This is a genomic window from Streptomyces sp. NPDC033178 (assembly GCF_055577685.1).
In genome coordinates this window covers 150,114-165,532 of record NZ_JBVIPT010000014.1, presented here as the reverse complement: position 1 = coordinate 165,532, position 15,419 = coordinate 150,114, and the positions used below count along the sequence as shown (strand labels likewise).

General features: G+C 71.8%; 11 protein-coding genes. 7 read left to right on the top strand and 4 right to left on the bottom strand.

What is annotated here, in order from left to right:
• Nucleotides 1-112 precede the first annotated feature (112 nt).
• Nucleotides 113-2,098 carry an N-acetylmuramoyl-L-alanine amidase gene (locus ACZ5VQ_RS31515; protein ID WP_469107869.1) on the top strand — a complete coding sequence of 662 codons (1,986 nt, stop codon included), beginning with the start codon at nucleotides 113-115 and terminating at the stop codon, nucleotides 2,096-2,098.
• Between the two features lie 10 nt (nucleotides 2,099-2,108).
• On the opposite strand, the gene ACZ5VQ_RS31510 is transcribed toward ACZ5VQ_RS31515, so the two are convergent.
• A complete protein-coding gene (locus ACZ5VQ_RS31510; protein ID WP_469107868.1) occupies nucleotides 2,109-2,471 on the bottom strand; it encodes a VOC family protein in 363 nt (120 codons plus the stop codon).
• 179 nt (nucleotides 2,472-2,650) lie between these two features.
• Nucleotides 2,651-3,505, bottom strand: coding sequence for a (2Fe-2S)-binding protein (locus ACZ5VQ_RS31505; protein WP_469107867.1), 855 nt, complete (start codon nucleotides 3,503-3,505; stop codon nucleotides 2,651-2,653).
• A gap of 176 nt (nucleotides 3,506-3,681) precedes the next feature.
• On the opposite strand from ACZ5VQ_RS31505, the gene ACZ5VQ_RS31500 reads away from it, so the two are divergent.
• The 6 genes from ACZ5VQ_RS31500 to ACZ5VQ_RS31475 all read left to right on the top strand — a co-directional run bounded on the left by ACZ5VQ_RS31500 (nucleotide 3,682) and on the right by ACZ5VQ_RS31475 (nucleotide 11,364).
• Entirely contained in the window at nucleotides 3,682-3,882 is a 201-nt protein-coding gene (locus ACZ5VQ_RS31500) for a hypothetical protein (RefSeq protein ID WP_469107866.1), read from the top strand.
• 79 nt (nucleotides 3,883-3,961) lie between these two features.
• A complete protein-coding gene (locus ACZ5VQ_RS31495) occupies nucleotides 3,962-5,143 on the top strand; it encodes an ATP-grasp domain-containing protein (protein ID WP_469107865.1) in 1,182 nt (393 codons plus the stop codon).
• Complete coding sequence (locus ACZ5VQ_RS31490; RefSeq protein ID WP_469107864.1) at nucleotides 5,140-7,041, top strand: IucA/IucC family protein; 1,902 nt, start codon at nucleotides 5,140-5,142, stop codon at nucleotides 7,039-7,041. The genes ACZ5VQ_RS31495 and ACZ5VQ_RS31490 overlap by 4 nt, the downstream gene beginning before the upstream one ends.
• Nucleotides 7,038-8,240, top strand: a complete 1,203-nt coding sequence (locus ACZ5VQ_RS31485; protein ID WP_469107863.1) for an MFS transporter — start codon at nucleotides 7,038-7,040, stop codon at nucleotides 8,238-8,240. The genes ACZ5VQ_RS31490 and ACZ5VQ_RS31485 overlap by 4 nt, the downstream gene beginning before the upstream one ends.
• On the top strand, nucleotides 8,228-10,120 hold the full coding sequence (locus ACZ5VQ_RS31480; RefSeq protein ID WP_469107862.1) for an IucA/IucC family protein: 1,893 nt from the start codon (nucleotides 8,228-8,230) through the stop codon (nucleotides 10,118-10,120). The genes ACZ5VQ_RS31485 and ACZ5VQ_RS31480 overlap by 13 nt, the downstream gene beginning before the upstream one ends.
• Nucleotides 10,117-11,364 carry a type III PLP-dependent enzyme gene (locus ACZ5VQ_RS31475; protein WP_469107861.1) on the top strand — a complete coding sequence of 416 codons (1,248 nt, stop codon included), beginning with the start codon at nucleotides 10,117-10,119 and terminating at the stop codon, nucleotides 11,362-11,364. Before ACZ5VQ_RS31480 ends, ACZ5VQ_RS31475 begins: the two co-directional genes overlap by 4 nt.
• A gap of 8 nt (nucleotides 11,365-11,372) precedes the next feature.
• Here ACZ5VQ_RS31475 and ACZ5VQ_RS31470 read toward each other — a convergent pair whose 3' ends face one another.
• Both ACZ5VQ_RS31470 and ACZ5VQ_RS31465 read right to left on the bottom strand, forming a co-directional pair.
• Nucleotides 11,373-11,870, bottom strand: a complete 498-nt coding sequence (locus ACZ5VQ_RS31470) for a hypothetical protein (RefSeq protein WP_055610485.1) — start codon at nucleotides 11,868-11,870, stop codon at nucleotides 11,373-11,375.
• A 332-nt stretch (nucleotides 11,871-12,202) separates the two neighbouring features.
• Complete coding sequence (locus tag ACZ5VQ_RS31465; RefSeq protein WP_469107860.1) at nucleotides 12,203-15,319, bottom strand: ATP-binding protein; 3,117 nt, start codon at nucleotides 15,317-15,319, stop codon at nucleotides 12,203-12,205.
• Between the last annotated feature and the right edge of the window lie 100 nt (nucleotides 15,320-15,419).

Below are 15,419 nucleotides of genomic sequence, written 5' to 3'. Positions count from 1 at the left end.
GGGAAATCAACTGTCTCTGGGCATGATTGACGGATCGTCGGGGAGCCGGTACCACTGACGCACGCCCGGCCCCGCACGCACCATCGCGACCGATCGTCCCAGGAGGCCTGCTTTGCGAGGATCCCCCACCGACTCCAGCCCCTCCACCGGGCACAGACGCGCACGCAGGGCGGCCGGTGCCGTCGCCTCGGCGGCCCTGCTGCTGCCACTGCTCGGCGCCGCCCCGTCCGAAAGCGGCGCCCAGACGTCCTCCGCGCGTCTGCAGAGCGCGTTCGCGGACGCGGCCGCCCAGTACCACGTACCGCGCGATGTGCTCCTTGCCGTCTCCTACCTGCAGTCCCGCTGGGACGCGCACGGCGGGGCGCCGAGTGTCACGGGCGGCTACGGCCCCATGCATCTGACGGACGCCCGCACCGCGATCGCCCGGACGGTGGCACCGCACCACAGCGACGCCACGGAGGACGCGCGCGGTGACGACTCACGCAAGCCTCTGATCCCCGACACCAAGGTCCCGGAGAACACCCAACTCCCCGCCCGTCTCAAGACGTTGACGAAAGCGGCGGAACTCACCGGCATCCCCGCGGAGCGGCTGCGTACGGACGCGGCCGCCAATGTGGCCGGCGGTGCCGCGCTGCTGGCCGACGCCCAGAAGCAGCTCGGCGGGCCGCTCAGCGACGACGCGGCCGACTGGTACGGGGCGGTGGCACGCTACTCGGGCGCCGATGACACGGCGACGGCTGCGACGTACGCCGACGACGTCTTCGGCGTGATCCGCCGCGGGGAGCACCGCACGACGGACGCGGGCCAGCAGGTCGCCCTCGCGGCTCGGCCTCAACTGCAGCCCACCACCCGGCAGTTGGGCGGGACGGGACTGCGGGCGGCCCGCGCGGCCGGCACCGAGTGCCCGGCGACCGTGTCCTGCGAGTGGATCCCGGCACCCTACGAGGAGTTCGGCGAAGGCGACTACGGCAACCACGACCTCGGCAACCGGCCCAAATCCCAGAGCATCAAGTACATCGTCGTGCACGACACGGAGGGCGCCTGGGAAGGCGTCCTCAACATGGTGCAGGACCCCACCTATGTGTCGTGGCAGTACACCCTGCGCTCCACCGACGGGCACATCGCCCAGCATGTGAAGGCCAAGGACGTGGCCTGGCACGCGGGCAACTGGTACGTGAACGCCAAGTCGGTCGGCCTGGAGCACGAGGGGTTCCTCGCGGCGCCGGACGCCTGGTACACGGAGGCGATGTACCGGTCGTCGGCGCGGCTGGTGACGTATCTGGCGAAGAAGTACGGCATCCCGCTGGACCGGCAGCACATCCTCGGCCACGACACCGTGCCGGGAACGACGACGGCGAACATCCCCGGGATGCACACGGACCCGGGCCCGTACTGGGACTGGCAGCACTACTTCACCCTGCTCGGCAAGCCGCTGCGCGCGGCCCCGGGATCGAACGGCGGGCTCGTGACCGTGCTGTCCCAGTTCACCAAGCACAAGCCGAAGTTCACGGGCTGCGTCACGAAGGGCGAGCCCTGCGCGGCGCACGGTTCCAGCGCCGTACGGCTGCACACCCAGCCACGCTCGGACGCGCCGCTCGTCAAGGACATCGGGCTGCGGCCCAAGGGCGAGGACTCCACGATCGATGTGAACGACGTGGGTTCGCGGGTCTCCACGGGCCAGCGGTACGCGGTCGCCGGGCGCGACGGCGACTGGACCGCGATCTGGTACCTCGGCCGGAAGGCCTGGTTCAAGAACCCGGCGAAGCAGCCGACAGCGGTGAACGCGACCGGTCTCGTCGTGACACCGAAGGCCGGGCTGACCGAGATCCCCGTGTACGGACGCGCATACCCGGAGAAGGCGGCCTACCCGGCGGGCGTGCCCGTCCAGGACGTCTCGCCCCTGCCGTACAAGCTGCTCAAGGGGCAGAAGTACGCTGCGGGCGACAAGGTGCCGGGCGAGTACTTCTACGCGCCGACCTTCGACACCACGCCGCACCGCGTGGTGCGCGGCAAGGACATGTACTACGAGATCCAGTTCGGGCACCGGGTGGCGTATGTGCGCGCCGCCGACGTACGGGTGGTGCCGTCGGCCTCGTAGCGGGAACGGGTCACTTCGGCGGCTCGTGCAGTCCAAAGGCGGAGCCCTGGTCGTCGCGGCACAGCTTGAAGCGGCCGAACCGGGCGGCCGACTCCTCGCTGTCGCCGCCGTCGCCCAGGTCTTCCACCGTGCCGCCCAGTTCACCGACCCGGGCGACGGCGGCATCGAGGTCGTCCACCCGGAAGAAGAGGTAGGGGGAGGCTCCGGCGTCGCCGCCGTGCATTCCGCCCGGCACTCCGTCGGTGGTGATGGCGAAGCCGCCGCCTTCGGACGTGCCGGGTTCGAAGGTCCAGCCGAGGAGGGATCCGTAGAAGGCGCGGCCCCGCTCGGGGTCGGCCACGCCGATTTCGAAGAAGGTCGGTTCGCCGCTCATCGCGCGTCTCCTGTCGTGAGACATGTGTCGGCCGCCTCAGTCCACCGTACGCGCGACGGAACGCGGACGCCCTCCGCGTGTCCTCCGCGATGGTGCCGCTCGTACGGCGGAGGGTCTCCGCGTGGCGGGCTCGCGCGTGAGCGGGGTCCCGCGTGAGCTGGGCCCCGCGCGAGCTGGGCTCAGCCCTCGATCCGGCGCAGCCGTTCGGCGTCGCAGGTGCGGGGGCAGGTGGAGCAGGCCTCGGCGGGGCGGATCGTGTAGTACATGCAGCAGCCCATGCGGGTGCGGGTGGTGTGCTGCCGGCCGTCGCTGCCGGTGAGCCGGCGGAAGTCCGCTCCGCCCAGGAAGGGTGCGACGGCCGAGGGCAGGAGCGCGGTGGCCGCCCGGACGGCGTCGGACTCCTCGCCGAGCATGCGGCCGAGGTACCAGATGCCGGAGACGAGGTCGTCGCTGACCATGCCCCACAGGGCGCGCGGGCCGCGCCGGATCTGCGGGGCGATCGCGGAGAGCAGCGGTTCCATGTGATCGGCGACGGCCACCCTCAACTCGGCACGCAGGGCCTCCTCGTGAGGGGCCGTCAGTGCGCCGGGGAGTGCGGCGGCCGGGTCGCCCGGGAGGCAGGTCAGGTCCGAGCGGGGGCTGATCTCGAACCCGCCGGTCGTCAGGTCGATCCGTACGTCTTCGGGGTGGACACGCGGCACCCGACCCGTGAGGTACCAGACGCCGCTCATCAGCAGTCCGACGGACCATGCGTAGTCGTGGAGTGCTCGCGAGGCGGCTACGTCCCGGCGCGGGGTGTGGTCGTAGCGGTCCTGGATGCGGGCGGTCTCCGCAAGGAGGAAGGCATCCAGGGCCTCCTGATCCTTCGTCAACTCCGCCCCACTGACGCCAATTTGGGTGACAGTCGGATCCGGGCCGGCAACTCGCAGGGTCAACGCCTCGCACACCTCGCCCAGTTGCCGGTACGTGTCCGCGAGCAGGCGCGACCCGGACGTGGCCGCACCGGTCGACAGAGTCTCCACGGCCACGGTCATTGGTACTCCTGTGCATGGGGGGCGAAGCAAGCGAAGCAGGTAAGGCTTACCTTAGTATAGAGATCACCGACAGCGGCGCGTGACCGCATCCCTGGAGCAGCGATCAAGGGAGGCGCATGTCACAGCCCCTCATGGCTGGTTGAACGTAAAATATGCCTGACCTGAACTTACTTACAGTGACCGTGACTCAACGGGCCGCACCCACGGGTGTGCCCCCGCGCGCCCTGCGGCACATACCCGTCTTCCTCCTCGGCGTCCGGCCGGCCGGGGGTATCACCGCCGTCCTGCTCGCGGGGTCCGCAGTCGCCATGGCCGGGCCCGTCGCCTTCATCGGCCCCGCCACACCCCAACTCGTACGGCCGCTCCCGAGGAAGTAGCCCCCGCGGCAAGGGGTGGGCCCGCCGTCCCAGGCCCGCCCCTCAACCCCCGACCCACGAGCGGAAGTTGTCCCTTCGCATGCGTATGTATCTGCTGGCCGTCAACCCGACCGACTCCGTCACCGAAGGATTCCTGCCCGCCGCGGCACGGCTCGGCCTGGACGTCACGCTCCTCACCGACCAACCGGACGCCCACCGGAGGGTGTATCCGGAGATCGAGATCCTGGAATGCGACGTACGCGATTTCCGTGCCGTCGTCACCCGGATATCGACTCATCACCGCCCCGACGCGGTCTTCACCAACAGCGACCATCTGCAGACCCAGGCCGCCCTGGCCGCCGACTACTTCGGCCTGTCCGGCAAGGACTGGTGGGTCACCCTGCGCACCAAGGACAAGGCCGAGATGCGTCGCCATCTCACTTCCGTCGGCGCTGACACGGTGTGGTCGGCCGAAGTCACCGATCTCGCGGGGCTTGCCGCCCTCGACCTCCCGTACCCCTGTGTCGTCAAGCCGCGCGAGGGCGTGGCCAGCGAGGACGTCGTGCTCGTCGACGGTCCCGAGGAACTGGTGGCGCGCTGCACGGAGATCCGGAGCCGTCGCCCGGGGGCCGCCCTCGTCGTCGAGGAGTATCTGCCGGGCGAGCTGTACACCCTGGAGACGCTCGGCGACGGTCACGTCCGCCATGTCCTGGGCGGGTTCCACACCAGGGTGTCACCACCGCCGTACTTCATCGAGGAGGCGCTGACCTTCGTCGCGGCCCATCCCGAGCCGGTCGTCGACCAGGTGCTGGCCCAACTCGACGCGCTCGGCGTGGGATTCGGCGCCTGCCACACCGAGTTCGTGGTCCACGAGGGCCGGGCACGGATCATCGAGGTCAACTACCGCGCCATCGGCGACCAGTGCGATCTGCTGCTGGCGCGCCTGCTGGAGATCCCGCTCTTCGAGCACATCCTGCGTACGCACCTGGGTGAGCGTCTGCCCGCGGACCTGGGAGCACGGCGTGACGGGGCGGCTCGACTGGAGTATCCCTGCGCCGAGAGCGCCGGGACGCTGATCGACGCCCCCGCTGCGGCCGAACTGACCGTCGAAGGGGTGCAGTTGACATACCGCCCGCTCCGGGAGGTCGGCGAGCGGCACGAGGTGTATCGCACCAATCGCGACTTCCTCGGCGTGCTGCGGGCGATGGGAACCGACCAGGACGCCGTGGACAGGGCGGTGGCCGAGTTCCTGGCCGGGCAGCGGTGGGAGATCCAGCGGTGACGGCCCCGACTGCGACGACCGGCGACTCCTTCGACAACGACAACCCCGGCGGCGGGCTCGGCGTACTACCGGAGGACGACATCTCCGAGGGCGAGTTGGTCACCCGTGTGCTCAGCGCTCTGCTGCGCGAGGACGTGGTCGGCCTGCGCACCCGCAGCACGCTCGTGCACCGGCCGGACGGCGCCTGGCTGCAACGGGCCGACGGGCAAGGAGGATTCCTCCTGCTGCCCGTCGTCGAGGACGGGTTCCAGTGCGAGTTCGCGGCCCGACTGCCCCTGCTCGTCAGGGAATCCGAGAGAGCCGCGCACATCCCGTATGAGACATGTGACGGGATTCTTGGCGTGCTGCGCGTCCTGGCCGACCCCGTCGACCAGGGCGGGTTCGACGCCTTTGCGGAGGAGTGCCGCCAGACGCTGGCCACCATGCGGCTGCACACCTCGGTCCGGTCGGAGGTCACCGGGCGGCTGACGGACCGTCTTGGTGCGGACCCGGCCGACTGGACCGGGCTGACGGCCGGGCTGGCCTTCGACACCCTCGCCGCCCATCTGGACCATCCCGTCTACCCCACGGCACGTGGCCGCTCCGGGCTCACCGAGAATCAACTACGTGCGTACGCACCGGAGTTCCATCCCAGTTTCGCGCTGCGCTGGCTCGCCGTGCCCCGGGAGGCGGTCACCGGCACGCTCCCGGACCGCTGGCCCACGCCCGCGCTGCTCGGGCTGGGGAAGCTCGACCGTACGCATGTCGCCCTGCCCGTACACCCGTTGAGCGTCGGTGCCTCGCTGCAGGGAGCCCTGCGTGCCACTGGTTTGAAGGAACGCGCGGTGCTCGCCGACCACGCCCACCTCGAAGCCGTGCCCACCCTGTCGATGCGTACCGTCGCCCTGTCCGCCGACCCCTTGCTGCACGTCAAACTCCCCCTGGCCACCGCCACGTTGGGCTTGCGCAACCGGCGGACCATCAAGCCCGGGACGCTCGTCGACGGAGCGGCGGGACAGCGTCTGATCGAGCGGGTCGTCGCCCACGAGCCCCGTTTCCAGGACACGATCCTGCACGCCGACGAGACCATGTACGCGCACGCCGGGCACGAACTGCTCGCCGCGCTGTTCCGGCGTTACCCCGCCGGCCTCCAGGACTCCCTCGTCGTGCCGATGGCCGCGCTGCTTGCCGCAGCACGCGGCGACCGGCTGGTCATCGATCACCTGGCCGACCGCTTCTACGACGGCGACCCGCTCGCCCTGCTGGACGCCTGGCTCACCCTCCTCTTCGACTGGCAGACCACGCTGTTCGGCTACGGGATCGCGTTGGAGTCGCACCAGCAGAACATCTCGCTCGTCCTCGACCGGCGAGCCGACGGCCGCACTCGGCTGCGGCTGCTGTTGAAGGACAACGACGGGCCACGCATCAACGCCGCGCGGCTGCGTGAGCGGTTGGGGGAGGGATTCAGTGAGGGCTTCGGTGAGGGCTTCGGTGAGGGATTGGGGGACGGATTGGGGAAGCGGTTGGGTGACGACGGTCCCGGCGCGCGTGTCTTCGACGACGCCCGGACCTTCGTCGAGATCGATCAGCCGGTCGTCGACCTGTTCACGACTATCACGGTCCATCTGTGCGCGGGCGCCTACGCGTTCGGGCTCGCCCGGCACGGTCACGCTCCGCTTCGGGTGCTGCTGCGGCTCGTACGCGACCGGCTCGCCGAGGCGGTCGAGCGGCTCGGGACAGGAGCGGGCGAGCCCGGTGCCGTACTGCGCGCCCAGGTGCTGGACTCGCCCCGGCTGCCCGTGAAGGCGATGGTCACCGCGGGAACCCTGCTCACCAAGGAACGTTCAGGGGCTGCGGACATCAACAAGCACTACACGAGTGGCCCCAACTACCTTCTGCGCACGGGGGATTCGGCGTGACCGCCGAAGTCCTGCGGATGCCTCGCCCCGGCTTCGGCCCACGACACGTGCACGCCGTCGCGGGTTGCCACTTCGTGGCGTCGTTCGCGGCGCTGGGGCTGCCGCCGTTCCTCACCGAGATCCTGCCGGAGCTCGGCGATCGGACGGCTCGCTGGGCGGGTCTGCTGTATGTCGTGCCCACCGTGTTCGGCGCACTCGGCGCTCCCCTGTGGGGCCGGCTCGCGGACCGCTTCGGACGAAAACGGCTGTTGCTGCGGGCCCAGTTGGGACTCGCCGTCGCCTTCCTGCTCGCGGGATGGGCCGATTCGCTCGGCACGTTCACCGCGGCGCTGGTGTTGCAGGGCATCCTCGGCGGCACGTTCGCGGCGTCCAACGGCTACCTCGGTGCCGCGCTGGAGGGGACCCACCTGTCCAGGGCGCTCACGCTGATGCACGGCAGTGCGCGGGCAGCCCTGGTCGTCGCACCGATCGTCGTCGGATCCCTGTCGTCCTGGCTGTCACCCCAACGCCAGTACGCTCTGCTCGCCCTTCTCCCGCTGGCCGCAGCCCTGTTGCTCGCCGCGCTGCCTGAACCACATGCGGAGGAGGCCGAGTTGACGGCGGTGGCGGAGACGCCCGAGCCCGTTCCGGCGGCGGCCCTGCGCTCCCTGTACGTACTTGAGTTCGCCTTCGTCTTCTCCACCGTCATCTCCTTCCCCTACCTCATCTCCCTTGTCGAGGAACGAATACCGGGCGCGTCACCGACGCTGTCGGGCGCGCTGTTCGCCCTCCCCCACCTCTGCTACCTGATAGCCGCCATGCCCGTACACACCGCGTTCCGGGGCCGGCCCCGGGCCGGAATCGCGATCGGCTTCGTCTGTGTCGCGATCGGACTGGCCGGACACAGCGTGGCCGACTCCCTCGCCACCCTGATCGGCGTACGGCTGATCCTCGGCGTGGGGCTGACGCTCGGCCTGGTGTGTCTGTCGGTCCTGGCCGCCGACTGCGTCAAGGGCCGTTCCCCCGGCGGGCTGTTCGGCTCGCTGGAGTTCTTCTCCAAGGCCGGCGCGGTCGCCGCCGGCCTGGCCGCGGCGGCGGGCAGCGCCCTTTCCGGACCGACCGCACCCTTACTCACCGGCGCGGCCGTCGCTCTGTTCACCGTATGCGCGACCGTCCTCCGCTCTCTTTGCACCCGCTGGAGCCACACATGCCCTCGCTGACCGAGTCGCTCGGTAGCACCCCGACCTCCACCGCCGCCCTCACCGCGTCGGCCGAACTCCCCTCCCCCGACGAGGCCGTGGCGCACACGCTCCTCAACTGTCTGCTGCGCGAGGTGTCGGCGCCCGAGCGCCAGACCGCCTTCACCGACGGCCGTCTGCTGCTGCGGCTCCCCCGCCGCGGCGTGCTGCTGCGCGTCGCCCTGCGCCGTACGTCGCTGCTCGGCGCGCACCGCTTCGCCGGCCCGGTGAGCGAGCGGACGGCCGACGGCGGCTGGCATGTGGTCGGATGGCGGCGGCTGGCCGAGTACACGCAGGACGAGCTGTCCCTGCGTACCGGTGTGCGCAACGAGGAGTTCCTGGAGCAGATCGACTCCAGCCACCGGACCATCGCCGCCTCTCTCGCCGTACGGACCGGGAACGGCCCGAGCGCTCTCCCTGTGCAGGCCGGGCGCTGCGCGAGCTCTCTCCCCGTAGAGGCCGGGACCGGCCCGAACTCGATCCCCGTACGAGCAGGGGCCGACCCGGTGTCGGCGGAGACACCCGTCGCCGCCTACCTCGCGTCCGAGCAGTCGCTGCTGTTCGGGCACCGTTTCCACCCCACGCCCAAGGCACGCACGGGGGACGCGGACTCCTGGCTCGCCTACTCGCCGGAGGCCGGCGCGGCCTTCCCCCTGCGCCACCTGGCCGTACGCGAGCACCTGATCGCCGAGGAGGCCGCGGAGCCCGGCGCCCTGGACGCGCTCGACGGGCGGACCCGACGGGACGAGCGAGACCGAAAGGGCGGTGCCGACGTGCCCGACGGCTACCGGCTGCTGCCCGCCCACCCCTGGCAGTACGCGATGCTCCGCGAGCACCCGATGCTGCGCGCTGCCCTCGGGCGCGGGGACATCCTCGACCTCGGCCCGGGCGGCAGGCCCTTCGCCGCGACCGCATCCGTGCGGACGCTGTACGACGGCGAGTCGTTCCTGAAGTTCAGCCTGAACGTCCGGATCACCAACTGCCTGCGCAAGAACGCGAGTTACGAGCTGTCAGGCGCCGTCGCGCTCACCCGCATCCTGGGCCCGGCCCTGGCCGACCTGGCGGAGCGCTTCCCCGGCAGCGCGGTGCTCCGCGAGCCCGCGTACCGGAGCCTCGCCCTGCCCGGCCCGGACGGCATCCCGGACCGCGAACTGCTCGAAGGCTTCGGCGTCATCGTCCGCGAGGGCCTGACCCGGCATCTCCTGCCCGGCACCACCCCGCTGCTCGCGGCGGCCGTCGCTGACGAGTACCCGACGAGTCCCGCGCACGTCTCCCGTCTCCTCGACGGGGCCGGTCCGCAGGCCGCGCTCGACTGGTGGTCGGCCTATCTGAGGCTGCTCGTGCCGCCGGTCCTTGCCGCCTACTTCGACCACGGTCTGGTGCTGGAACCCCATCTGCAGAACGTGCTGATCTGCGTCGACGGCGACGGCATGCCCGCCCAGGTCCTCTTCCGCGACCTGGAGGGCACCAAGCTCGTGCCCGAGCACCACGCCGAGAGCCTCGCCGCGCTGCCGCCCGAGGTCGCGGACCCGATGACGTACGACGCGCAGCGCGGCTGGGACCGGGTCGTCTACTGCCTGCTCGTGAACCACGTCGCCGAGCTGCTCGCCGCGCTCGCCGATCTGCACCCCCATGCCGAGGCCGCGCTGTGGGCGGAGGTCCGCCTCACCCTCCAGAGGTACGCCGACCGGCACGGCTGCCCGCCGCCACTGTCCGCGCTGCTCGCCGGAGTGCCCCTGCCCGCCAAGGCCAACCTGCTCACCCGCTGGGAGCGCAAGGCCGACCGCGAGGCCGGATACGTCCGTCTGCCCTCTCCACTCGGCGAGGACATCCTGCGCCACACGACCGGGAGCACCCGATGACCATCCCCACCGCGGCCGTACGGGACCGCCTCCTCTCCCTGCCCTCCGGCGAACTCCCGGCCTACGTCTACGACTTGGCGGCGCTGCGCGAACACGCCGCCAACGTGCGGGCCGCCCTGCCCGCGCGCGTCGAGCTCTACTACGCGGCCAAGGCCAACCCGGAGCCGGAGATCCTGGCCGCGCTGGGCCCGTACGTGGACGGCTACGAGGTCGCGTCGGGCGGCGAACTCGCCCATGTCGCCAAGGCTGTTCCGGGCCGCCCTCTGGCCTTCGGCGGTCCGGGCAAGACGCCCGCCGAGATCACGGCCGCGCTGGAGCGGGGCGTGGGGCGTTTCCATGTGGAGAGCGAGTACGAGCTGCGCATGCTGGCCGAACTGGCCCGGCAGGTCGCGCCCGACAGCCGGGTCGCGGTCCTGCCACGGTTCAACCTCCCTGTGGCGTCCGGCTCGTTGGCCTCAAGCTCGCTGGCGATGGGAGGCCGCCCCACGCCCTTCGGCCTCGACCCGTCCGAGGCGGACACGATCGTGCGTCTGCTCACCGACGGCACGTATCCGCACCTCGAACTCCGGGGTGTTCACGCCCACTTGGCCAGCGGGCTCCGGGCTCCGGAGCAGCTCGCGGTGGCCGAGTCCATCGTGAGCTGGGCCGTGGGGCTGGCCGAGCGGCACGACGGGGTGCGGCTGGCCGAGGTGAACGTCGGTGGGGGGATGACGGTCGACTACGCCGCTCCGGAGGACCGTTTCGACTGGGTCGCGTACGGCGAAGGGCTCGCCGAACTCACCAGCCGGTACCCGGATCTGACGTTGCGTATCGAACCGGGGCGGGCGCTGACCGCGTACTGCGGCTGGTACGCCACCGAGGTGCTGGACGTGAAGCAGAGCCACGGCGAGGAGTTCGCCGTCGTGCGCGGCGGCACGCACCACATGCGTACTCCCGCGACCAAGGGGCACGACCAGCCCTGCACCAAGCTTGCGGTGGAGGACTGGCCGCACCCCTGGCCGCGTCCGGTCGCGAGACGCGAACTCGTCACGCTCACGGGCCAGTTGTGCACTCCGAAGGACGTCCTGGCCAGGAACGTCCAGGCGCCGGGACTGAGGGCGGGCGACCGCGTGGCGTTCGCACTGGCGGGCGCCTACGCGTGGAACATCTCCCACCACGACTTCCTCATGCACCCGCGACCCGGGTTCCACTTCCTGGACGGCGTGGACACCGAGTCGGTCGGGGGTGAGGAGGCGCCGGGCTGACGGCGGGTTCAGCCCTGCTGGAAGAGCTCCGCGGGCAGGGGCTTGAGGAGCGCGTACAGGTCGTCGGTGATGGGGCGGTCCCAGGCGGCGATCGTCACCAGGACGTTGTCGCTGCGGTCGAACTGGACGCAGGAGATCCGCGTCTCGGAGAGCTTGAGGCGGCGCACGATGAGGAGGTTGTCGCCCTGCATCACCGGCATGTCCTCGGCCCCGACGACCGTGACCTCTTCCTCGTTCTCCAGCGCCAGCAGCAGCTGCGCCACCTCGAACGGGACCTCTCCCTCGGCGACGTCCCGGGCCGGTGAGCCCTCCGGCAGATTGCCGATGATCATCGCGGGGCCGCGGCCGCCGAACAGGTCGTAGCGCAGGAAGACACCCTGGCAGCTTCCGTCGGGCGCGGGCAGCAGGCCCGCGCCGAGATTGCCGGGCCAGTCGCCCGGGTCCATGGCCAGAACGTCGAATTCAGGCCCGGCGGGAGTGGCGCTGCGGCGGCGGAGGAAGGACATGCCGCAATGGTACGTGCCCCGAGGGGTGGACGGGCGTGGGGTCGACGGCCGTTGGCCAGCGGACGTTGGCCATCACGCGTTGGCCGGCGCCGGTCCACCGACGGGCGTCGACCGGCGCGTGGCGACTTCGAGCCGTTTCCGTCACCGCCTGTTTGCCAACGCTCGTTGCCCCGGCCTCGACACACACCATCGAGCGCTTGCCAACAAGCGTTGGCTTTCCCTCCCACCCGCTGCCCCACGCTCGTGGGCCCTCGCCTGTTGGCCAACGCCGGTATGCCCCCGCCTCCGGGCCGACGCCTGTGGGCCTACTGGCGTGGGCCCACGAGCGTTGACTAGCCCTTCGCTCCCGCCCCCGCCCCCGCGCCCGATCCCTCTCCCCCTGTCTCCACTCTCTCCGCAGCCCCCGCCTCCCCCAACGCCTCCCCCAACGCCGCCCCCAGCCCCGCCCGGTCCGTGCCCACCTTCCGGTACACCGCCGACAGCAGTCGCACCACCGCCGGCTCCTCGGTGTGCAGCTCCTCGGCGACACCGGCCAGGGTGCGACCGCGCACGGTGAGTGCCGCGGCCGCGCGTTCGCGGGCGGTGAGTGTGTCAGTCTCCGTGCTGTGGAGGCGGCGCGGCCGCAGCCCGGTGGCGGCCAGTTCGTCGCGCGCGGACTCGACAAGCCCGTCGGCACCGCACTGCACCGCCGCCTCCAGCCCCCGGTAGAGGTGCTCGGCGGCTTCCTTCGGGCGGCCCGCGCGCCGCAGCTCCGTGCCGAGGGCGACAAGGGCGCAGGCCAGTTCGTACGCGGCGGGCGAGCTTTCCAGATGGCCGACGGATTCTTCGAGGAGTTTCACGCGGGTCGAGCCCGAGGAGACGTCGGCCGCGGCGCGCAGCGCCTGGCCGATCGCCGACGGCGCACCGAACAGCCGGGCCCGGCCCACGGCCTCGAACGCCGTGGTCACCGCCCGCTCCGGAGCGTCGTGGCTCTCCGCGCGGGCGAGGTGCAGCTGCCAAGGGCACCAGGACGGATTCCGCATGCCGCGCGGGTCGAGGCGGCGCCCGGCCGCGGCGAGTTCGACAGCCGCGTCCTTCGTCAGCCCCCTGGCCAGCAGCAGCTCGCCGTGCACGGTCTGGGCGTCCGGGAAGACGACGGCGGCGGGGAACGGCTCCCCGAAGGCGTACTCCTCGGCGATCCGCGTGGCCTCGGTGATCCGGCCGCGGGCGAGCAGGATCTCGATGAGGGTGCCGACGGCGTACCAGTGGGCGGGCGTGCCGGGCCCGACGCGTTCGGCCAGCCGGAGCCCCGCCCGCACGAAGTCCTCGGCCTCGGCGAGACGGCCGCGGCGGAAGCGCAGGTACCCGAGGAGGGTGTAGCCGAAGGACAGGTGGGCCCCGTGCCAGCCCTGCCGTTCGAAGTCGGCGATTCCGGCGGCGAAGAGTTCTTCGGTGCGCCCGGGCCGGTCCGCGTACATGAAGGTGAGGGCGACGAGGACGGGGACCTCGAAGCCGCGGTCCGCCTCGGCCCAGCCGAAGCCGCCGGCGAGGGCGCGTTCGGCGTGGTGGATCGCGATGTGGGCGGGTTCGCCGCGCAGGGTGGCGTCCCAGGCGCGCAGGCCGATCACATAGCGCTCGGTGAGGTCGCGGCCGGTCAGCCGGTCGGCGAGCCTGGCGAGGCGGCGGGAGCGGGCCGGTGAGTCGGGCTCGTCGGCACGGAAGGCGTCCCACATGAACTGCTCGGACTGCATGCGCAGCCGTACGCGGGCGTCGCCGGTCACCTTGATCTCGCGGGAGAGGGTGTCGGATGCCTCGGCGAGGCGGTCGCTGTGGGCGAGGACCTGGGAGAGCCGGTAGACGATGTTGTGCCGCAGCTCGGTGTCGGCGATGGGCCCTTCGAGGGCGGCCCGCAGGTGGTTGACGGTGGTTGCGGGTTCGGTGAGCAGGGAGGCGCTGCCGAGTTCGTACAGCACGGCGGCCCGTTCCCCGGCGGGCGGGGGTTCGCGCAGCGCGCGGGCGAGGTGGCGGCGGGCCGCGTCCGGGGCTCCGGCGCGCAGGGTCTCGCGGGCGGCAGCGCGCAGCTGCTGGACGACCCAGACGTCGCCGTCGGGGTGGGTCTCCATGAGGTGTCGGGCAGCAGCGGCCGAGCCGAGGCCGGCGTCGACGACGCACCAGGCGGCCTGGCCGTGCAGGGCCACCCGTACTCCCCGGGGAATGGCCCGGTAGACGGCGGTGGCGATGAGCGGGTGGACGAATTCCAGGGTGTCTGCGCCGGTGAGGATGCGGGCGCCGCGCAAAGCGTCCGCCGCGTCGGCGGCCTCCTCCGAGCCGAGGCCCGCCACGGCCGCGGCCAGCGCCGGAGGGATCTCGGTGCCGAGGACGGCACAGGCCCAGGCGAAGCGGACGGTCGAGGTGCCGAGGCGTTCGAGGCGGGCGACGAGGCCGCTGCCCTTGACCGCAGCGGCCAGGTCGCGCAGCAGATGCGCCCCTGCCTCGGTGGGGGTCAGCCCGCGGTCGCGTACCTTCGCGGTGAGTTCGACGGCCTCGAACGGGTTGCCCGCCGTCACTGCCCAGCATTCGCGGCAGAAGGCGTCGTCCGCCTGCGTGCCGAGGGATTCGCGCACGAGATGGGCGACGGCGACCGCGCTGAGCGGTTCCAGGTCGAGGGGGCGCCCGCCTGCCCGGCCGGGCAGGCCCCTGAACGGCTCGGCGTGGTCCGGGAGTTCGTCGGGACGATAGGCGACGACGAGCAGCAGGGGCAGTTCCTCGGCGCGGGGTGCGAACGCGGCGAGCCACTGCAGTGACTCGGCGTCGACCCAGTGCGCATCGTCGAGGACGAGCACCATCGGGGCGCGCCGCACCGCGAGATGCGTGAGCACCCAGTCGAGGCCGTCGCGCAGGCCCTGTTGGTCGGGCGGTGCGCCCTCGGCGGGGGCGCACAGGCCGAGGGCGGGTCCGACGATGGCGTACCAACTACCCAGCGAGGAACGGAGTTCGGCCTCCGGGACGCCCGCGAGCTGGGGCTGCAGGAGCTGGCGTGCGACGTGGAAGGCGACGCTCTGCTCCTGGTCGCCGCCGCGCGCGGACAGCACCGTGCAACCCTTGGCGGTGGCACGACGGCGCACTTCGGCGAGAAGGGTGGTCTTGCCGATTCCGGCGCGTCCGGCGAAGGCGAGCAGTCCGCCACGGGGCCGGTCGTACGGTTCGGTGAGGTCCCGACCTGGGCCGACGCCGCCCTGACCTGGGTCAACACCGTCCCGAGCTGGGCCGACACCGTCCCGACGAGGAGCGAGGCCGTCCCGGCGAGGCCCGGTGCCGTCCCGACGCGGGCCGGTGCCATCTCGACTAGGCCCGGTACCGTCCGAGCGCGTACGTCCGCCGTCCGTTCCCAGCCCGGTGACCTCGTCCAACGCCTCGTCCACAGCCGCGAGTTCACTCTCGCGCTCGAAGAGCGTCCTTCTGCTCCGCATGCCGCGCTGACCCATGCCGCACCCCCTGCCACGGTGATGCGACCGGCGCGGGGAGACGGTGCGCTCCGTGACCTACAAACACCTCAGCGTACGCCCGGAG